The sequence below is a fragment of the Pseudomonas fluorescens genome, from assembly GCF_900636825.1.
In the GTDB taxonomy this organism is placed as follows: Bacteria; Pseudomonadota; Gammaproteobacteria; order Pseudomonadales; family Pseudomonadaceae; genus Aquipseudomonas; species Aquipseudomonas fluorescens_BG.
Genome location: NZ_LR134318.1, coordinates 3,219,368 through 3,234,321, shown reverse-complemented (window position 1 = coordinate 3,234,321; position 14,954 = coordinate 3,219,368). Strand labels below are relative to the sequence as shown.

16 protein-coding genes and 1 pseudogene are annotated in these 14,954 nt (G+C 57.5%); 7 read left to right on the top strand and 10 right to left on the bottom strand.

Annotated features, from left to right (window positions below; genetic code table 11):
- Positions 1-14: 14 nt before the first annotated feature.
- A complete protein-coding gene (locus EL257_RS14550; RefSeq protein ID WP_126363644.1) occupies positions 15-374 on the bottom strand; it encodes an MmcQ/YjbR family DNA-binding protein in 360 nt (119 codons plus the stop codon).
- 17 nt (positions 375-391) lie between these two features.
- Positions 392-1,300 (bottom strand): LysR substrate-binding domain-containing protein, encoded by a 909-nt coding sequence (locus EL257_RS14545; protein ID WP_126363642.1) that lies wholly within the window; start codon positions 1,298-1,300, stop codon positions 392-394.
- 126 nt (positions 1,301-1,426) lie between these two features.
- On the opposite strand from EL257_RS14545, the gene EL257_RS14540 reads away from it, so the two are divergent.
- Both EL257_RS14540 and EL257_RS14535 read left to right on the top strand, forming a co-directional pair.
- Positions 1,427-2,038: an FMN-dependent NADH-azoreductase gene (locus EL257_RS14540; protein WP_126363640.1), complete on the top strand. Its 612-nt coding sequence runs from the start codon at positions 1,427-1,429 to the stop codon at positions 2,036-2,038.
- 169 nt (positions 2,039-2,207) lie between these two features.
- Positions 2,208-3,245 (top strand): alpha/beta hydrolase family protein, encoded by a 1,038-nt coding sequence (locus EL257_RS14535; RefSeq protein WP_126363638.1) that lies wholly within the window; start codon positions 2,208-2,210, stop codon positions 3,243-3,245.
- 132 nt (positions 3,246-3,377) lie between these two features.
- On the opposite strand, the gene EL257_RS14530 is transcribed toward EL257_RS14535, so the two are convergent.
- Together EL257_RS14530 and EL257_RS14525 are read right to left on the bottom strand one after the other, a co-directional pair.
- On the bottom strand, positions 3,378-4,559 hold the full coding sequence (locus EL257_RS14530) for an MFS transporter (RefSeq protein WP_126363636.1): 1,182 nt from the start codon (positions 4,557-4,559) through the stop codon (positions 3,378-3,380).
- A 305-nt stretch (positions 4,560-4,864) separates the two neighbouring features.
- Positions 4,865-6,451 (bottom strand): ABC-F family ATPase, encoded by a 1,587-nt coding sequence (locus EL257_RS14525; RefSeq protein ID WP_126363634.1) that lies wholly within the window; start codon positions 6,449-6,451, stop codon positions 4,865-4,867.
- A 378-nt stretch (positions 6,452-6,829) separates the two neighbouring features.
- Here EL257_RS14525 and lpxO point away from each other — a divergent pair, with 378 nt between their 5' ends.
- Complete coding sequence (lpxO, locus tag EL257_RS14520; RefSeq protein WP_126363632.1) at positions 6,830-7,729, top strand: lipid A hydroxylase LpxO; 900 nt, start codon at positions 6,830-6,832, stop codon at positions 7,727-7,729.
- Positions 7,730-7,846: 117 nt separating this feature from the next.
- Here the strand turns inward: lpxO and EL257_RS14515 are convergent, their stop codons facing one another.
- The gene (locus EL257_RS14515) at positions 7,847-8,713 is read right to left on the bottom strand and encodes a Ku protein (RefSeq protein WP_126363630.1); all 867 of its coding nucleotides are present in this window, start codon (positions 8,711-8,713) and stop codon (positions 7,847-7,849) included.
- 189 nt (positions 8,714-8,902) lie between these two features.
- Here EL257_RS14515 and EL257_RS14510 point away from each other — a divergent pair, with 189 nt between their 5' ends.
- Entirely contained in the window at positions 8,903-9,238 is a 336-nt protein-coding gene (locus EL257_RS14510; protein ID WP_126363628.1) for a hypothetical protein, read from the top strand.
- A 51-nt stretch (positions 9,239-9,289) separates the two neighbouring features.
- Positions 9,290-10,435, top strand: a complete 1,146-nt coding sequence (locus tag EL257_RS14505) for a PQQ-dependent sugar dehydrogenase (protein WP_126363626.1) — start codon at positions 9,290-9,292, stop codon at positions 10,433-10,435.
- Between the two features lie 99 nt (positions 10,436-10,534).
- On the opposite strand, the gene EL257_RS14500 is transcribed toward EL257_RS14505, so the two are convergent.
- Positions 10,535-10,870, bottom strand: coding sequence for a DUF2834 domain-containing protein (locus EL257_RS14500; RefSeq protein ID WP_126363624.1), 336 nt, complete (start codon positions 10,868-10,870; stop codon positions 10,535-10,537).
- A 252-nt stretch (positions 10,871-11,122) separates the two neighbouring features.
- Between EL257_RS14500 and ilvA the strand changes: the two are divergent.
- Positions 11,123-12,112: pseudogene (gene ilvA / locus EL257_RS14495) on the top strand (threonine ammonia-lyase, biosynthetic); the annotation flags it as partial.
- Between the two features lie 30 nt (positions 12,113-12,142).
- On the opposite strand, the gene eco reads toward ilvA, so the two are convergent.
- Positions 12,143-12,628, bottom strand: a complete 486-nt coding sequence (gene eco, locus EL257_RS14490) for a serine protease inhibitor ecotin (protein WP_126363619.1) — start codon at positions 12,626-12,628, stop codon at positions 12,143-12,145.
- 367 nt (positions 12,629-12,995) lie between these two features.
- On the opposite strand from eco, the gene EL257_RS14485 reads away from it, so the two are divergent.
- Positions 12,996-13,265: a DUF1652 domain-containing protein gene (locus EL257_RS14485; RefSeq protein WP_126363617.1), complete on the top strand. Its 270-nt coding sequence runs from the start codon at positions 12,996-12,998 to the stop codon at positions 13,263-13,265.
- Here EL257_RS14485 and EL257_RS14480 read toward each other — a convergent pair.
- From EL257_RS14480 to EL257_RS14465, 3 genes are all read right to left on the bottom strand, one after another.
- Positions 13,262-13,660, bottom strand: coding sequence for a hypothetical protein (locus EL257_RS14480; protein WP_126363615.1), 399 nt, complete (start codon positions 13,658-13,660; stop codon positions 13,262-13,264). The genes EL257_RS14485 and EL257_RS14480 overlap by 4 nt on opposite strands.
- Before the next feature lie 90 nt (positions 13,661-13,750).
- On the bottom strand, positions 13,751-14,020 hold the full coding sequence (locus EL257_RS14475) for a DUF2790 domain-containing protein (RefSeq protein ID WP_126363613.1): 270 nt from the start codon (positions 14,018-14,020) through the stop codon (positions 13,751-13,753).
- Between the two features lie 213 nt (positions 14,021-14,233).
- Positions 14,234-14,884 (bottom strand): DUF2931 family protein, encoded by a 651-nt coding sequence (locus tag EL257_RS14465; RefSeq protein ID WP_126363611.1) that lies wholly within the window; start codon positions 14,882-14,884, stop codon positions 14,234-14,236.
- Positions 14,885-14,954: the final 70 nt, after the last annotated feature.

Genomic DNA, 14,954 nt, shown 5'->3' with positions numbered 1-14,954 from the left:
ACAGGGGATCGGGTTTACAGCAGGAGACCGATTTGAGTCTTCTTCGGCAACTTGCCAACCACCAACTGATGCGAGCGCTGCAACAACCCCTGCAATTCCTCGGCAGCCAACGGATAAGGCGGATGCATGATGATCCACTGCGCCCGCGCCAGATAGGGCGCCGGATGGATGCCGGGGCGGTCGCAATGGCCGAGAAACAGGTCTTTGTCGACCTTGAAGGCCAGAGAGTCTCCGCGCAGACCCTGTAAGGCAAACATCTTGTTACCCGCGATCGAGAACACCCGCACGCCGCCCCATTTGTAATCCTGCCGCGCGCCCGGCAATGCCAGGCAGAACTCGGCGACATCCGCTTCACTCATCCGTGCCTTCTTCATAGCAACCGCTCCGTTGTTCATAACAACCGCTCGCCGCACGCATTGAACGACTCAACCAAATGGTCGATCCACGCGCGCACCGCCGGCATCACCCCGCGCCGATGCGGGTACACCGCTTGCAACCAGCCGCCAGGCAGCGACCATTGCGGCAGCATCTGCACCAGCGTGCCGTTATCCAGTTCGGCTTCGCAATACATCATCGGCAACAGGGTAAAGCCTTGACCGGCGAGCACGCAGGCTTTGCGCACGACAAAATCGTCGATGCCCAGCCGAGCCTCCATGCTCAGTTCAAAAGGATTGCCCTGCTGATCGAGCAAGCGCACATGCACCATGCGATCCGCTTCCAGTGCGCCGAGCACTGGCAGATTCTTCAGATCGTGAGGGTGGTTGATCGAGCGACCCTGAATGAAAGCCGGGCTGGCGACCACAACCATTTGTGCCTGACGCAAGCGCCGGGTTGCCAGTGACGGATCTTCATCGCCATGTTCACGTACCCGTAGCGCCACATCAAAACCTTCGCCGACCAGATCGACGCGACGATTGAGCAGCACAACTTCCAGTTGCACCTGGGGAAACTTGCCAAGGAAATCGCTGATCACCCCCGGCAACATTTCCCGCGCCAGGCCGGTGGGGCAGGACACCCGCAAGCGACCGCGCGGTTCACTGGACATGCTCGCGACGGCCTCGTCGGCCATTTCCGCTTCCAGCAGCATCGCCTGGCAGTGGCGCAAATAGCGTTCACCGACGGCGGTGAGATTGAGTTGGCGGGTGGTGCGTTGCAGCAAGCGGGCGCCAAGGCGTTCTTCCAGTTCGGCGATCCGTCGCGACAAACGCGACTTGGGAATGCCCAGCGCACGCCCGGCCGCCGCAAAACCGCCAGCCTCGACGACTTTGGCAAAATAGTAGAGATCGTTGAGATCCTGCATGGTCAAATCCAACTGTCCTATCAATGGGACAAACTATCGCATTCCAGGCGGCTAATCATCCATTGGTTTCTTGCGTAGGATTGTCTTCATTCCGTCGCCACCGGCGATCATTTCAGGAGAATTCACATGAAACTGCTGCATATCGATTCGAGCATTCTGGGCGACAACTCGGCTTCCCGTCAGTTGAGCAGCGAAGTCGTCAAAGCCTGGCAGGCTGCCGAGCCCGGCGCTGTGGTGACTTATCGTGACCTGGCCGCCGACGCTATCAGCCACTTCTCGTCGACGACGCTGGTGGCTGCGGGCACCACCGCCGAACTGCGTGACGCCGCGCAACAGCATGAAGCCGACCTGAGCGCTTCGACGCTGGCCGAATTCATCGCCGCCGACGCCGTCGTCATCGCCGCGCCAATGTATAACTTCACCGTGCCGACCCAACTCAAAGCCTGGATCGACCGTGTCGCCGTCGCCGGCCAGACCTTCCGTTACACCGAAGCCGGCCCTGAAGGCCTGTGCGGTGGCAAAAAAGTAGTGATCGTCTCCACCTCCGGCGGCATCCACGCGGGTCAGGCCAGTGGCATCGCTCACGAAGAATATCTGAAGCTGGTGCTGGGCTTCCTCGGCATCACCGATATCGAAATCGTTCGCGCCGAAGGTCTGGCGTATGGCGAAGAAGTGCGGAACAACGCGATGACTGCCGCTCAAGCGAAGATCAGCGAGCAACTGTTCGCTGCCGCGTAAGGCTTGCGTAAAAAACAGCTGATGTTCAGGTAGTACCCGAAAAACTCTGTATTCTGGTTCCGCAAGGGCCGAATACGGAGTTTTTTGTTTCTGGCTGTTACATAATCTGGCCCGGGTTATGCAGTTTTCAGCACATCCGACGACGCGGTCCAACAGGGTGGGGCATTCCATGAGGCATCTTTGTGCAGTGTTGCTGATTTGCCTGCTGGGCGGCCTGAATTCAGTGCACGCCGCGCCGGGACGCCATCCCGTCTGGAGTGTCGGTTATCACGAGATGACCTTTCTCGACCCGCTCGATCTGCAACCGATGCGCGCCATCGCGTTTTACCCCTCCAGTGACCGTGAGCACATGAGTTTGCTTGACGGTTATTCAGTCGAAGCCGGCGAAGACACCAAGGTCGCAATCGGCCGCTTTCCGATGCTGATGCTATCCCACGGCAACACCGGCACGCCGCTGGCGTTGCATGATCTGGCCACTTCGCTGGCACGTAAGGGCTTTGTGGTGGTGGCGGTGATTCATCCCGGTGACAACTCGCGCGACCACAGCCGACTTGGCACGCTGAGCAATCTTTACGGACGGCCGATCCAGATTTCCCAGGCGATCACCGCAACCCTCGGCGACAACATGCTCGCGCCGTTCGTCAATGCTGATCAGGTCGGGGTCATTGGTTATTCAGCCGGTGGCGAGACCGCGTTGATTCTTTCCGGAGCGCAACCGGATCTGGATCGCCTGCGCCGCTACTGCCAGGAGCGCCCGGACGATCATGATGCCTGCAACACGCAAGGCGAATTGATCGTTGATCGCGATGACCTGCAGCCGGTGGCCGATCCGCGGGTTCACGCGTTGTTGTTGATGGCGCCGCTGAGCCTTAAATTCGGCCGTCATACATTGGCGGATGTGCATGTGCCGGTGCTGCTCTATAGCGGTGACGGCGACAAGCTCGTCGCGTTCGATAAAAACGCCGCCGCCCTGGCGCGCAAACTGCCCACCGCACCGGACTTCAAACTGCTGGCCGGGGCAGGGCATTTCGTGTTCATGGCGCCATGCAACGAAGAGCAGATTCGCGCCATGCCGGCCCTGTGTACCGACGCCGATGGCGTGGATCGGGAGGACATCCATCGCAACCTGATTTCCGAGGCCGGGCGGTTTTTTGCTCATGCGCTAGGCCGACAGACCCGCGCGGGTATGCAGACGGCAGATCAATAACTTCATCACCACACATATCCTTGTAGGAGCTGACGAGTGCAACGAGGCTGCGATCTTTTGATCTTGAAAAAAATCAAAGTCAAAAGATCGCAGCCTCGTTGCACTCGTCAGCTCCTACAGGGGATAGGTGTTTCATGAAGTAGCACGACGCTTGAGCAACAGCGTCAGGCCCAACCCGGTCACCGACAACAATGCCGCGCTAAAGAAGATCCACGAGTACCCCAGATTCAACGCCACTGCGCCCATCAACGGCCCGGCAATCGCCAGTGCCAAATCGAAGAACACCGCATAAGCCCCCAGCCCCGAGCCACGGCTTGAACTTGGCACCTGCTTGATCGCTTCCACGCCCAACGCCGGATATACCAACGACAGGCCAAACCCCGCCAGCCCCGCGCCAATCAGTGCATAAGCGGTGGAGGGCGCGAGCCACAACATCACCAGGCCGACGGTTTCGACTGTCATGCAGACGATGGCCGAGGCGAACCCGCCAAACCGTGCGATCGCGGATAGGAACAGTAGCCGCGACAGAATGAAACACACACCAAACACCGTCAGGCAGTACGCCGCGCCGCTCCAGCCTCGGTTGAGGTAATAGAGCGTGATGAACGTAGTCAGCGTGCCGTAACCGATTGAAGCCAGCGTCAGGCTGGCGCCAAACGGCGCGATCTTACCGAATACCGCCCAGAACGACAGCCGCTCCCCACGAATCACCGGCACTGACGGCTTGTTGCGGATCAACCACAACGCACCCGCCGCCAATGCCGACAAAGCGATGCCCAGGCTGACAAAGCCGTATTCAGCGACCATCACTACGCCCAACGGTGCGCCAATCGCAATCGCCCCGTAGGAAGCGATGCCGTTCCAGCCGATGGATTTCGCCGTATGTTCGACGCCGACCTGGCCCATGCACCAACTGATCGTGCCGACGCCGATCAGGCCCTGCGCGATACCGAGCAGCAGGCGCCCGACGATCAGCATCAACAGACTGGTCAGCGGGAAGCTTTGCAGTAACGTCGATACCAACGTCAGTACGCCGCTGAGCACAATGCCCCAGAGGCCATAAACGATCGCCCGTTTGGTGCCGATGGTGTCCGACAAACGTCCGGCCATGGGGCGGCTGAGCAGGGTGGCGAGGTACTGCGAGCCGATCACCAGCCCCGCAATGATCGCGCTGAAGCCCAATTGCTCGTGGACATACCCAGGCAACACCGCGATCGGCAAACCGATGCAGAGGAAAGCGATAAAGGTATAGAAAACGATGGAGACGATCTGCAGAGTGATCGCCAGGGAGCTTTGCGTTTGCTGCGCAGACATGAGCACTCGTTCGCGGGCGGCGGTGGGAGAGTTGCCGATATCATGGCGCGCGCCAGAAAGAAAAGAAAGCAGGCTAACGATCAAAACCTCGCAGCCTCCGGCGGCTCCAACGTGGATTGACGGCGCTGCTGACGGCCCCATCGCGAGCAGGCTCGCTCCCACATTTGAACGCATTTCCCTGTGGGAGCGAGCCTGCTCGCGAATATCTGCGCACCAACAAGTTCCTGATCCTGAAATGCAAAAAGCCCCGTCACATGGACAGGGCTTTCAACTTGCAGCTTGCCGCTTGAAACTAAAAGCTGCCCTTAAAACACCACACCCTGGCTACGCAGGTAGTCGTCATAAGTGCCGCTGAAGTCGGTCACGCCGTTCGGGCTCAGCTCGATGATGCGCGTGGCCAGGGACGATACGAACTCACGGTCGTGGCTGACGAAGATCAGCGTGCCCGGATAATTTTCCAGCGCCAGGTTCAGCGCCTCGATCGATTCCATATCCAGGTGGTTGGTTGGTTCGTCCATGATCAGCACGTTCGGCTTTTGCAGGATCAGCTTGCCGAACAGCATGCGACCTTGTTCACCACCGGAAATCACTTTGACCGACTTGAGAATTTCGTCGTTGGAGAACAGCATGCGACCCAAAGTGCCGCGGATCATCTGCTCGCCCTGGGTCCACTGACCCATCCAGTCGAACAGCGTGACGTCGTCTTCGAAGTCGTGCGCGTGATCCTGGGCGTAATACCCCAGTTCCGCGGCGTCGGTCCACTTGACGCTACCGGCATCCGGGGTCAGTTCGTTGACCAGGGTGCGCAGCAGGGTGGTCTTGCCGATGCCGTTCGGGCCGATGATCGCTACGCGCTCGCCGGCTTCAACCTGGAAGCTGAAGTCTTTGAACAGTGGCTTGCCGTCGAAACCCTTGGCCATTTTTTCGACCATGACGGCCTGACGGTGCAGCTTTTTGTTCTGCTCGAAGCGGATGAACGGGCTGACACGGCTGGAAGGCTTGACCTCGGCCAGCTGAATCTTGTCGATCGCCTTGGCGCGGGAGGTCGCCTGCTTGGCTTTCGAGGCGTTCGCCGAGAAGCGGCTGACGAACGATTGCAGCTCGGAAATCTGCGCTTTCTTCTTCGCGTTGTCCGACAGCAGCTGCTCGCGGGACTGGGTCGCCACGGTCATGTACTCGTCGTAGTTGCCCGGGAACAGACGCAGCTCGCCGTAATCCAGGTCAGCCATGTGCGTGCACACGCTGTTCAGGAAGTGACGGTCGTGAGAAATGATGATCATCAGGCTGTTACGCTGGGTCAGGATGTTTTCCAGCCAGCGAATGGTGTTGATGTCCAGGTGGTTGGTCGGTTCGTCGAGCAACAGCACTTCAGGATCAGAGAACAACGCCTGCGCTAGCAACACGCGCAGTTTCCAGCCTGGCGATACTTCGCTCATCGGCCCGAAATGCTGTTCCAGCGGAATACCCAGACCCAGCAACAGTTCGCCTGCGCGGGATTCAGCGGTGTAGCCGTCCATCTCGGCGAACTCGGTTTCCAGCTCGGCCACGGCCATGCCGTCTTCTTCGGACATTTCCGGCAGCGAGTAGATGCGATCGCGCTCGGCTTTGACCTTCCACAACTCCTCGTGACCCATGATCACGGTGTCGATCACGGTGAATTCTTCGTAGGCGAACTGGTCCTGGCGCAATTTACCCAGACGCACGTTCGGCTCGAGCATCACCTGACCGGCGGACGGATCGAGGTCGCCGCCGAGAATCTTCATGAAGGTCGACTTGCCGCAACCGTTGGCGCCGATCAGGCCATAGCGGTTACCCGCGCCGAATTTGACCGAAACGTTTTCGAAGAGCGGCTTTGCGCCGAACTGCATCGTGATGTTAGCTGTAGAGATCAAGAGTTTTTCCTGCGAAGCATTCGAGTAGCGAGGGTGCGGCTTGAGCGCTTGGCCCGAGTCAGAGTGCGCTGAGGCGGGAGAGACCCGTCATCAACCAAGGGGGGCGCGTAAAGTTTGGCGGCGATTGTACTGGTCTGGCTCTTTAAACGATAGGGCGATGACCGCTCGAATGCCAATCGTCGCAAACGCGAGACAGTTTTTCACAGATCAAGGTTCACTATCGGTTACAAAGTGTGGCTAAAATGCCATCCATTCACTCAGCGCTTGAAGCGGCGCGGGCTCAAGGACGTGCCATTGGGATTCAGACCGCTGCACAAGACGCAGGGCCTCAAGCAGCCCGGCGCGCAGTTTTTTCATTTCTGACGTGTGACAATTTCCGTGAAACTTATCATCGCTGCTGTTTATGTCATTTCGATTGCATACGTTCATCTGCGGGGCCGTGTGCGCCACAAGCTGGGGCGCCAGCTCAGCGATCACTCGTCGTTTCTCGCGCCGATCAATTGCTTCCTTTATCTGTTTTCGAAAAAACCCAACAAGCCTTTTCTGGATCCGGCGGAGTTTCCTGATCTCAGCCCGTTACAGGCGCATTGGCAGGAGATTCGCGAAGAAGGCCAGAATCTGCTGCGTGCCGGCGAGATCAAACGTTCCAGTCAGTATGACGATGTCGGCTTCAACTCTTTTTTCAAAACCGGCTGGAAACGCTTTTATCTGAAATGGTACGGCGACAGTCATCCGTCTGCGATGAAACTGTGCCCGCGCACGACTGAACTGGTGCAAAGCATCGGCTCGATCAAAGCGGCGATGTTTGCCGAGCTGCCACCGGGCTCGAAACTGGTGCGCCACCGCGACCCCTATGCGGGCTCGTACCGCTATCACCTTGGGCTGGAAACGCCTAACGATGCGGGTTGCTATATAAATGTCGACGGCGAGAACTACCATTGGCGCGATGGCGAAGCGGTGATGTTCGACGAGACGTTTATCCATTACGCGGAAAACACCACTGACAAGAACCGTATCATCCTGTTCTGCGACATCGAGCGGCCGATGAAATACCGCTGGGCGTCGGCGTTCAACCGTTGGTTCAGCCGGACCGTGATGTCGGCGGCAGGTGCGCCCAACGATGCGGGTGACAAGACGGGTGGCATCAACCGCTTGTTTACCAAGATCTACAAGATTCGTTTGCGCGGTAAGGAACTGAAGAAGCGCAATCGCAAGCTCTACTACTTGGAAAAATGGGCGATTTTTGGTGCTTTGCTGGCGATCTTCATTCTGATTTGATGTTTTTGGCGGTCTTATTGGCCGTTTCGCGAGCAGGCTCGCTCCTTCATTTGAAATGCGTCGCCCTGTGGGAGTGAGCCTGCTCGCGATAAAGCGCTAAAAGTCATCCCGATTTTTTCAGGACGCCTTCTTGGTCTTTTTCGCCGGCGCAGCTTTCGCCGGTTTTTCCGCTTTGGCTTTCGGCTTGGCCGGCGCTTTCCCACCCAGACTGCGTTTAAGCAGCTCGGTCAAATCGATCACATCGGCCGACTTGCGTTCTTCCTCGCCGCTCACTGTTTCAACATCCTCGATCTCGCCTTCATGGGCTTTTTTGTCGACCAGAGCCATTATTTTGTCCTCGAATTCATCCTTGTATTCGTCGGGGTTCCACTCCGCGCTCATGTCCTCGACCAAGCGTTTCGCCATGTCCAGCTCACCTTTAGCCAATTGCGGCTTGGTTACCTCGCTGCCGAGCGCCAGTTCATCGAGACTGCGTACTTCCTGGGGCCAGCGCAACTTGACCAATACCAGCGCCGATTCCAGCGGCATCAATGCCGCAAGGTATTGGCGGGTGTGTAAAACCACGCGGGCGAGGGCGACCTTGTTGGTTTTGCTCAACGTTTCGCGCAGCAACGCGTAGACCTTGCCGCCGCGTTTGTCGGGGGCCAGGTAATACGGCGTATCAATGTTCTGCAGCGGAATCTGCTCGGCATCAACAAAGGAAAATATGTCGATGGTTTGCGTTGAAACCGGGTGCGCGGAACGGATCTCTTCTTCGCTGAGCACCACGTAGCGACCTTTTTCATAGGCCACACCCTTGACGATATGCTCCTTGGTGACTTCCTTGCCGGTCACCTTGTTGATTCGCTTGTAACCCACCGGATCCATGCTGCGGCTGTCGAGCCAGTCGAAATCCACGCCTTGCGACGAGGTCGCCGAAACCAGTGCGACGGGGATGTGCACCAAGCCGAAACTGATCGCGCCTTTCCAGATTGCTCGAGCCATTGCGAGTCCTCCAAGTGATGATCAGGTGACCTTCGAGGCAAGACGAAAGTTTCCCGTGATTGCGGGGCCATCCGCTCACTTGGTCAAGCCGTGTTACATGTTGTTTAACGGCTGTGGGTTAACAAATCCGAACCCGGAGCGTAGCGTGGACTCGAAGGCTCTATTCCCTGCGCATCGAGAGGCCGCGCCATGAAACGAATCTGGTTTGTCATCGCTTTCCTGAGCCTCGGTGCGGGCTGGGCTCAGGCGGACGTGCCTGGGGCTACGCTGTTGCTGGCGCAGAGCCCGACCGGCAACAGCAACAATCCGTACAACAGCCCGATTCGCCGGGCCAACCCCAATAGCATGCAGGGGACCCAGCCCAGTACACCGCCCATCCGTGGGCCGAATACTGTGCCAATGCCGCGTCAGCCGACCGTCGAAAACCGTGGCATCGGTAACGGCCAGCCGATCCGTTCGGTGCCCAGCACATCACCCGTCTTCATTCCCAATCCGCCTTCGCGAAGCACCGGAACCACCCGTTGAACGGCAGGACTGAAGCCTGTCAGCCTTTGAACCGAGCAAAAGGAATCGTGCATGTTGCGTAAAACCCTTCTAGCCAGCCTGTGTGCCGGGGCGCTGATCAGCACGCCGGCATTTGCCGCTGCCGCCAAAGAGCTACAAAGCGAGCAGGGCACCATCGAGGTCACCACCATCACCGAGGGCCTTGAGCATCCATGGGCCCTGGCGTTTCTGCCGGATCGGCAAGGCATGCTGGTCACCGAGCGACCGGGCAAACTGCGCGTCGTCGGTGCCGATGGCAAGCTGTCGGCACCGATCAGCGGTGTCCCGCAAGTCTGGGCCAAGGGCCAGGGTGGGTTGCTCGACGTGGCGCTGTCGCCAGACTTCAAACAGGACCGGCTGATCTACTTGTCCTACGCCGAGGGCGGAGGCGCTGGCAACAAGGCCGGAACAGCGGTGGGGCGAGGGCGACTGTCGGACGACCTGAAATCACTCAAGGATTTCCAAGTGATCTTCCGCCAGGAACCGAAACTTTCGGTCGGCAACCACTTCGGCTCCAGGCTGGTATTCGACCGCGACGGCTATCTGTTCATCATGCTGGGTGAAAACAACGATCGGCCGACTGCGCAGGATCTCGACAAGCTGCAAGGCGAAATCGTGCGGATCTACCCCGACGGGAAGGTTCCGGACGACAACCCGTTTGTTGGCCAGTCCGGGGTCCGTCCGGAGATCTGGTCGTATGGTCACCGCAATCCGCAGGGCGCGGCACTCAATCCGTGGACCGGTACGCTGTGGGAAAACGAGCACGGCCCGCGCGGTGGCGATGAAGTCAACATCATCGAGCGCGGCAAGAATTATGGCTGGCCAATGGCGACCCATGGCATCAACTATTCCATGCAACCGATCCCCGAAGCCAAGGGTAAAGACGCGGAAGGCACGGTTGCACCGCACCATGTGTGGGAGAAGTCGCCGGGTATTACGGGCATGACGTTCTACGATGCCGATCGCTTCAAGCCATGGCAACACAACGCATTCATCGGCGCACTCGTCACCCAGGAACTGATTCGCTTGCAGTTCGATGGCGACAAGGTGGTGCATGAGGAGCGCCTGCTCGGTGAGCTCAAACAGCGCATTCGCGACGTACGTCAGGGCCCAGATGGCTATCTGTATGTGCTGACAGACGAAGAAAACGGGTCCTTGTACAAATTAGGTTTGAAGTGACGGTCCTCCACAGGAGCTCTCGCGCCTCATTGTGAAGACGAGCTCTGTGAAGACGGTCTTGCCCGCGAAAGACAGGCTGGTGTCGCTACTTCGACCGTATTATCCCGCGGACGGCGACACCGCCAGTTTTTTGCGCTCTTTAAACCCCCGCACTACCAGGTACAACAATGGCCCGATAGATACGAAAACCAACGTCAGCAGCAAATAAGGCACGACCGATATGATCGTCTGCCCGCGAGACCGTGCGTCCTTGACCATCCATATTCCGGCCAGCGTCGCCAACAGGTACAAATCGATGACTACTTGTGCGGTATCGGGGCGGGACATGAGGCTGATGCCGAAATCAACCAAGGATTGTTCAGCCTGAAGCATCACCGAAACGGTGTAACCGGCGAACGCGAGCAAAGCCGTGAGGGGCAGGGCGACAGACATCATGCATTCGTTCCTTGAACTGATGGGTTGAGTAGTCAGCCTACAGACCTCGGCCGAAATTGGCCATTGACGGATTCGCTGTCCTCAGGCTAATTTCAGTCACATGACTTCTACAGTATTGCGCTGCCAGCCAAGCATTATTACCGCCATTCCTCATTTGGCGGGCTAGCTCACGACTGCAGCACCCAACCCGCCCTAGAGGCGGGTTTCTACTTTCTGTCTCCGGGGTTTCGAAAAAAGCGTCAGGAGACGACCATGCCGCACAACGCCGATCAGCAAGCCTTGCTCGAACACTACGTAAAAAAGATCCTGGCTGCGCCGGTGTATGACATCGCCGTGCGTACGCCACTGCAAGATGCGCCGGCGCTGTCGGAAACTCTGGGTAACCGGATCCTGCTCAAGCGCGAAGATTTGCAACCGACGTTTTCGTTCAAGATCCGTGGCGCCTACAACAAACTTGTGCAATTGAGCGACGCGCAGAAGTCCTGCGGAGTTATCACGGCGTCCGCCGGTAACCATGCGCAAGGCGTGGCGTTGGCGGCGCGAGAGCTGGGCATTGCCGCAACGATTGTGATGCCATCGACAACGCCGGAGCTGAAAGTCATTGGCGTGCGAAGTCGTGGCGCCGAAGCGCTGTTGCATGGCGATAGTTTTCCGTTTGCCTTGGCTCACGCACTGCAACTGGGCGAGGTGACCGGACGAACCTTTATTTCACCCTTTGACGACCCGGATGTGATTGCCGGCCAAGGCACGGTGGCGATGGAAATCCTCCGCCAGCATCAGGGCGCGATCGATGCGATCTTTGTTCCGGTCGGCGGCGGAGGTTTGATTGCCGGCATCGCCGCATACATCAAATATTTGCGCCCCGAGATACGCATCATTGGCGTCGAGTCAGAACATTCGGCTTGTCTGAAGACCGCCATGGACGCAGACGAGCGCGTCGTACTATCGAAAGTCGACACTTTTGCTGATGGGGTTGCTGTGGCACAGATCGGCGCGCATGGCTTCGAAATCTGTCGCTTCTGCGTCGACGAGGTCATCACTGTCAGCAACGATGAACTCTGCGCAGCCATCAAGGACATTTACGATGACACTCGCTCGATCACCGAACCGTCCGGTGCGTTGGCCGTCGCGGGGATTAAACAGCACGTGGCGCGAACCGCTGTGAGCGGCCATACATATGTCGCCATCGACTCGGGCGCCAATATCAACTTCGACAGTCTGCGCCACGTCGCCGAGCGCGCCGCTGCATGCGCGGCTTGAGGCTGATCGGCGTTATTGCTGAAGGGCGCTGCCGACTTTGTCCGAAGCTGACCAGATGCGGTAACGCACCTCCACGTCCGAAGGGGCGTACACCACGACCGGCAGTTTGCTGTTGTAGCGCAACATGAACCCATCACCGACGACGGGCACAAAGGCGCGTTTTTTCTGGCTGCCAGGTGGGCAGGCCATCATCGTGCTCATCGGGCCGATAACCTTCTCCAGTCGGTAGAAGGGATAGCCCCAGCCTTGCAGATTCTTCTCATCCAGAACGCCACCCAGGCGCTGACGGTTGCAATCAACCTCAAGAGTTTTGCCAGCGAGAATTTCCACCCGGAAGTTGTCTTCCTGGTCCTGCTTGGGTAGATGAATCACTTGCCGTGTGAATCCGGCCTCAGCCTTTGGAAACGGCGCAACGTCCTCAAGATTAGCTGCATGAGCGATGCTGAACAGACTCGAAATTATCAGCCCGGTGGTCGAGCAAATGCGTGGAAGATTCATTGATGCCTCCTTGCGGGTATAGAGTAATCAAGCGGCATTCTTACGCCCCGTGGGAGGCGAATGCAATCTGGCGCCGACGTGCAAATTGCAATGCGTACAGCGCAGCTTCATGCATCTTGCAAATAGCAAACTGCTGGCACCTTCGCCAAGTGCTTGATTTACCTGAAGGCAAATTCTACCGGCCAGAGGCACGCTTTATGCGTCTTAACAGCACCGCGCACCGGATTTGGGCGCCCACAATCCATTGAGCATTTCGCAGTACCACCGCACGCAGCATCCAGGGAAAAACGGGGACACACCCGTGCAGGAGCAGCAACGGTCAGCGTGAATACTTGATTGGCAATCTCACAGTAAGGAAGGGTTCGCCATGTTTCTGTCTGCCTTGGAACTACGCAATATTGTCGAAAGCAGCTTTCTGCCGAAACGCTGCCAATGCACGCTCTCACCGGACTTGTCGATGACCGTCAAGGTATTTGGCGATCATCAAACTGATCAGGTCGAGTTGCTGGTGAGTGGCATCGACGCCCGCAAACTCAACGGTTGTCGTGAAATAAATAACCTGATCGCTGGTCTGCGCTCGGATCTGAGCGAGCAATCTACCCAGCAACGTTTCAGTGCTCGATCCCGAGCCGTTTAACCTACCGTTTCACCCAATTCTACCGTCACGCGCCGGGCCTGCACAAAACCAAGGCCCAGCGCGAACTCAACCAGCACCGCGAGCAAAATACCAGGGCCGGCATGGCCGTTGAGCCATTCAGCGAAACCCAGAACCGCCAAGCCGAAACATCCAACAATAAAACCGTTGCTCAGTGCGCTTCGCGCGATTGATGGTGGTGCATTGCGCACCAGACAAAACATCACGCCCAATCCAGCGAACAGAACCGCACTACGACGCGCGACAAACCCGGCGCCGTCCGAATACTCGATGCTCCAGATTGCCAGCAAAATATCAGGGAAAACTCCCCAAATCAGCGCGAGTAAAAAACAAAGGGCAGCGGTAAGACCCGATAAAGTGCGGAACGACAACTGCATGGCGAATCCTTGCGGCAGTGAGAAGTGCTGTGGAGCTTACCCTCGAAAGCACCCCGCGCATACCGCAAGCCTGCAAATCAGAAATTTCTGTCAGTTCTGCTTACTGCACGCGTCGGATAATTTCCTGTAGCTGACCTCACCGAGCTTTCCATTGTTGTCGATGTATTCCATGTCGGCGGTGATCACCTTGCAATCCAGGGTGGGTGGCTCGGTCAACGAAACCACCTTCGCTACGTGCAGCGGCATGCCGTATTCATATGGCATGACTTGGGATGTGGCGGATATGTCATTAGCTTGCGCCAGCCCGGCGAGCGAGGAGCAGGCGAGGGCGGCGGTAAGAAACAAAGGACGAATGTTCATGAAAGGACTCCCGTGTGGCGGTTCTAGCGTCCGGCGTGACACCCGAACCTGCCGCACTGGGCGACAGCCAGAATGGCTGAGGGCGTGCGGTTCAGTGGATTTTCTGACCACAGCGTTAAGCGATGGTTAACCGAGCTGAACGCCGGCTGTCAGGGAGTGGGCGGATTCTCACCAAGGCTGGCGCTCTGTTTGCTTTCGGCGGGTGGAGTGGACTTACCAAGACCCATATGGAACGCCAAATTTGTCGACATATTTCTTAGAAATATCCGAAAGTGAATCGTATGTACCACCGGATTTGCCTTCATATGGCCCGCGTGGATCTATCTCGGCCTGTACTCGCGTGACCTCGATTGGTGTCAAGCAAGGCCCAAGGACCCAGACTTTAGCAATGCCCCCCGGGGCGAGACCGATTGCAATCGCTTTTCGATATCCGGTAATCCACTTTCCTGTAGCTGTACAGTAGGTTTTTTCACCCCTGCGCATAATTTCTCGTGCGGACTCAGGTATATCGATGCCAACCTGATAGGTCTGAGGTTCGGCCAGTGATTGCCAGCGAACATAGATATTTTTCGGTAAATCTGCGCCGGTCACGTATTTACCTTTACCCCACCCCGATCTGGCAGGCCAACCTTTAGGGTTGCCCTTATGATTCGAAGGGGTCTGAATAGCTGAAATTCCGCTCATTGCACGCCGATACACTTGTCCCTGCATATCGACAACATCAGCGGTTTCGATCCAGACTTCCATATAGTCAGGTGCCGAAAAACCCAAGCGCCAAGCGTCATAAGGCAGCGAAGCTGCATACGCCATAGCTGATCCGCCCAGCAGCATGAGGGCAATTACGAAGCGAATGAAACTACTCATTTGGATGTACCGTCCGAAGTAAATTTTCATTAGGTCGATTGATGAAAAGAATGCCCAGATCACTATTGTT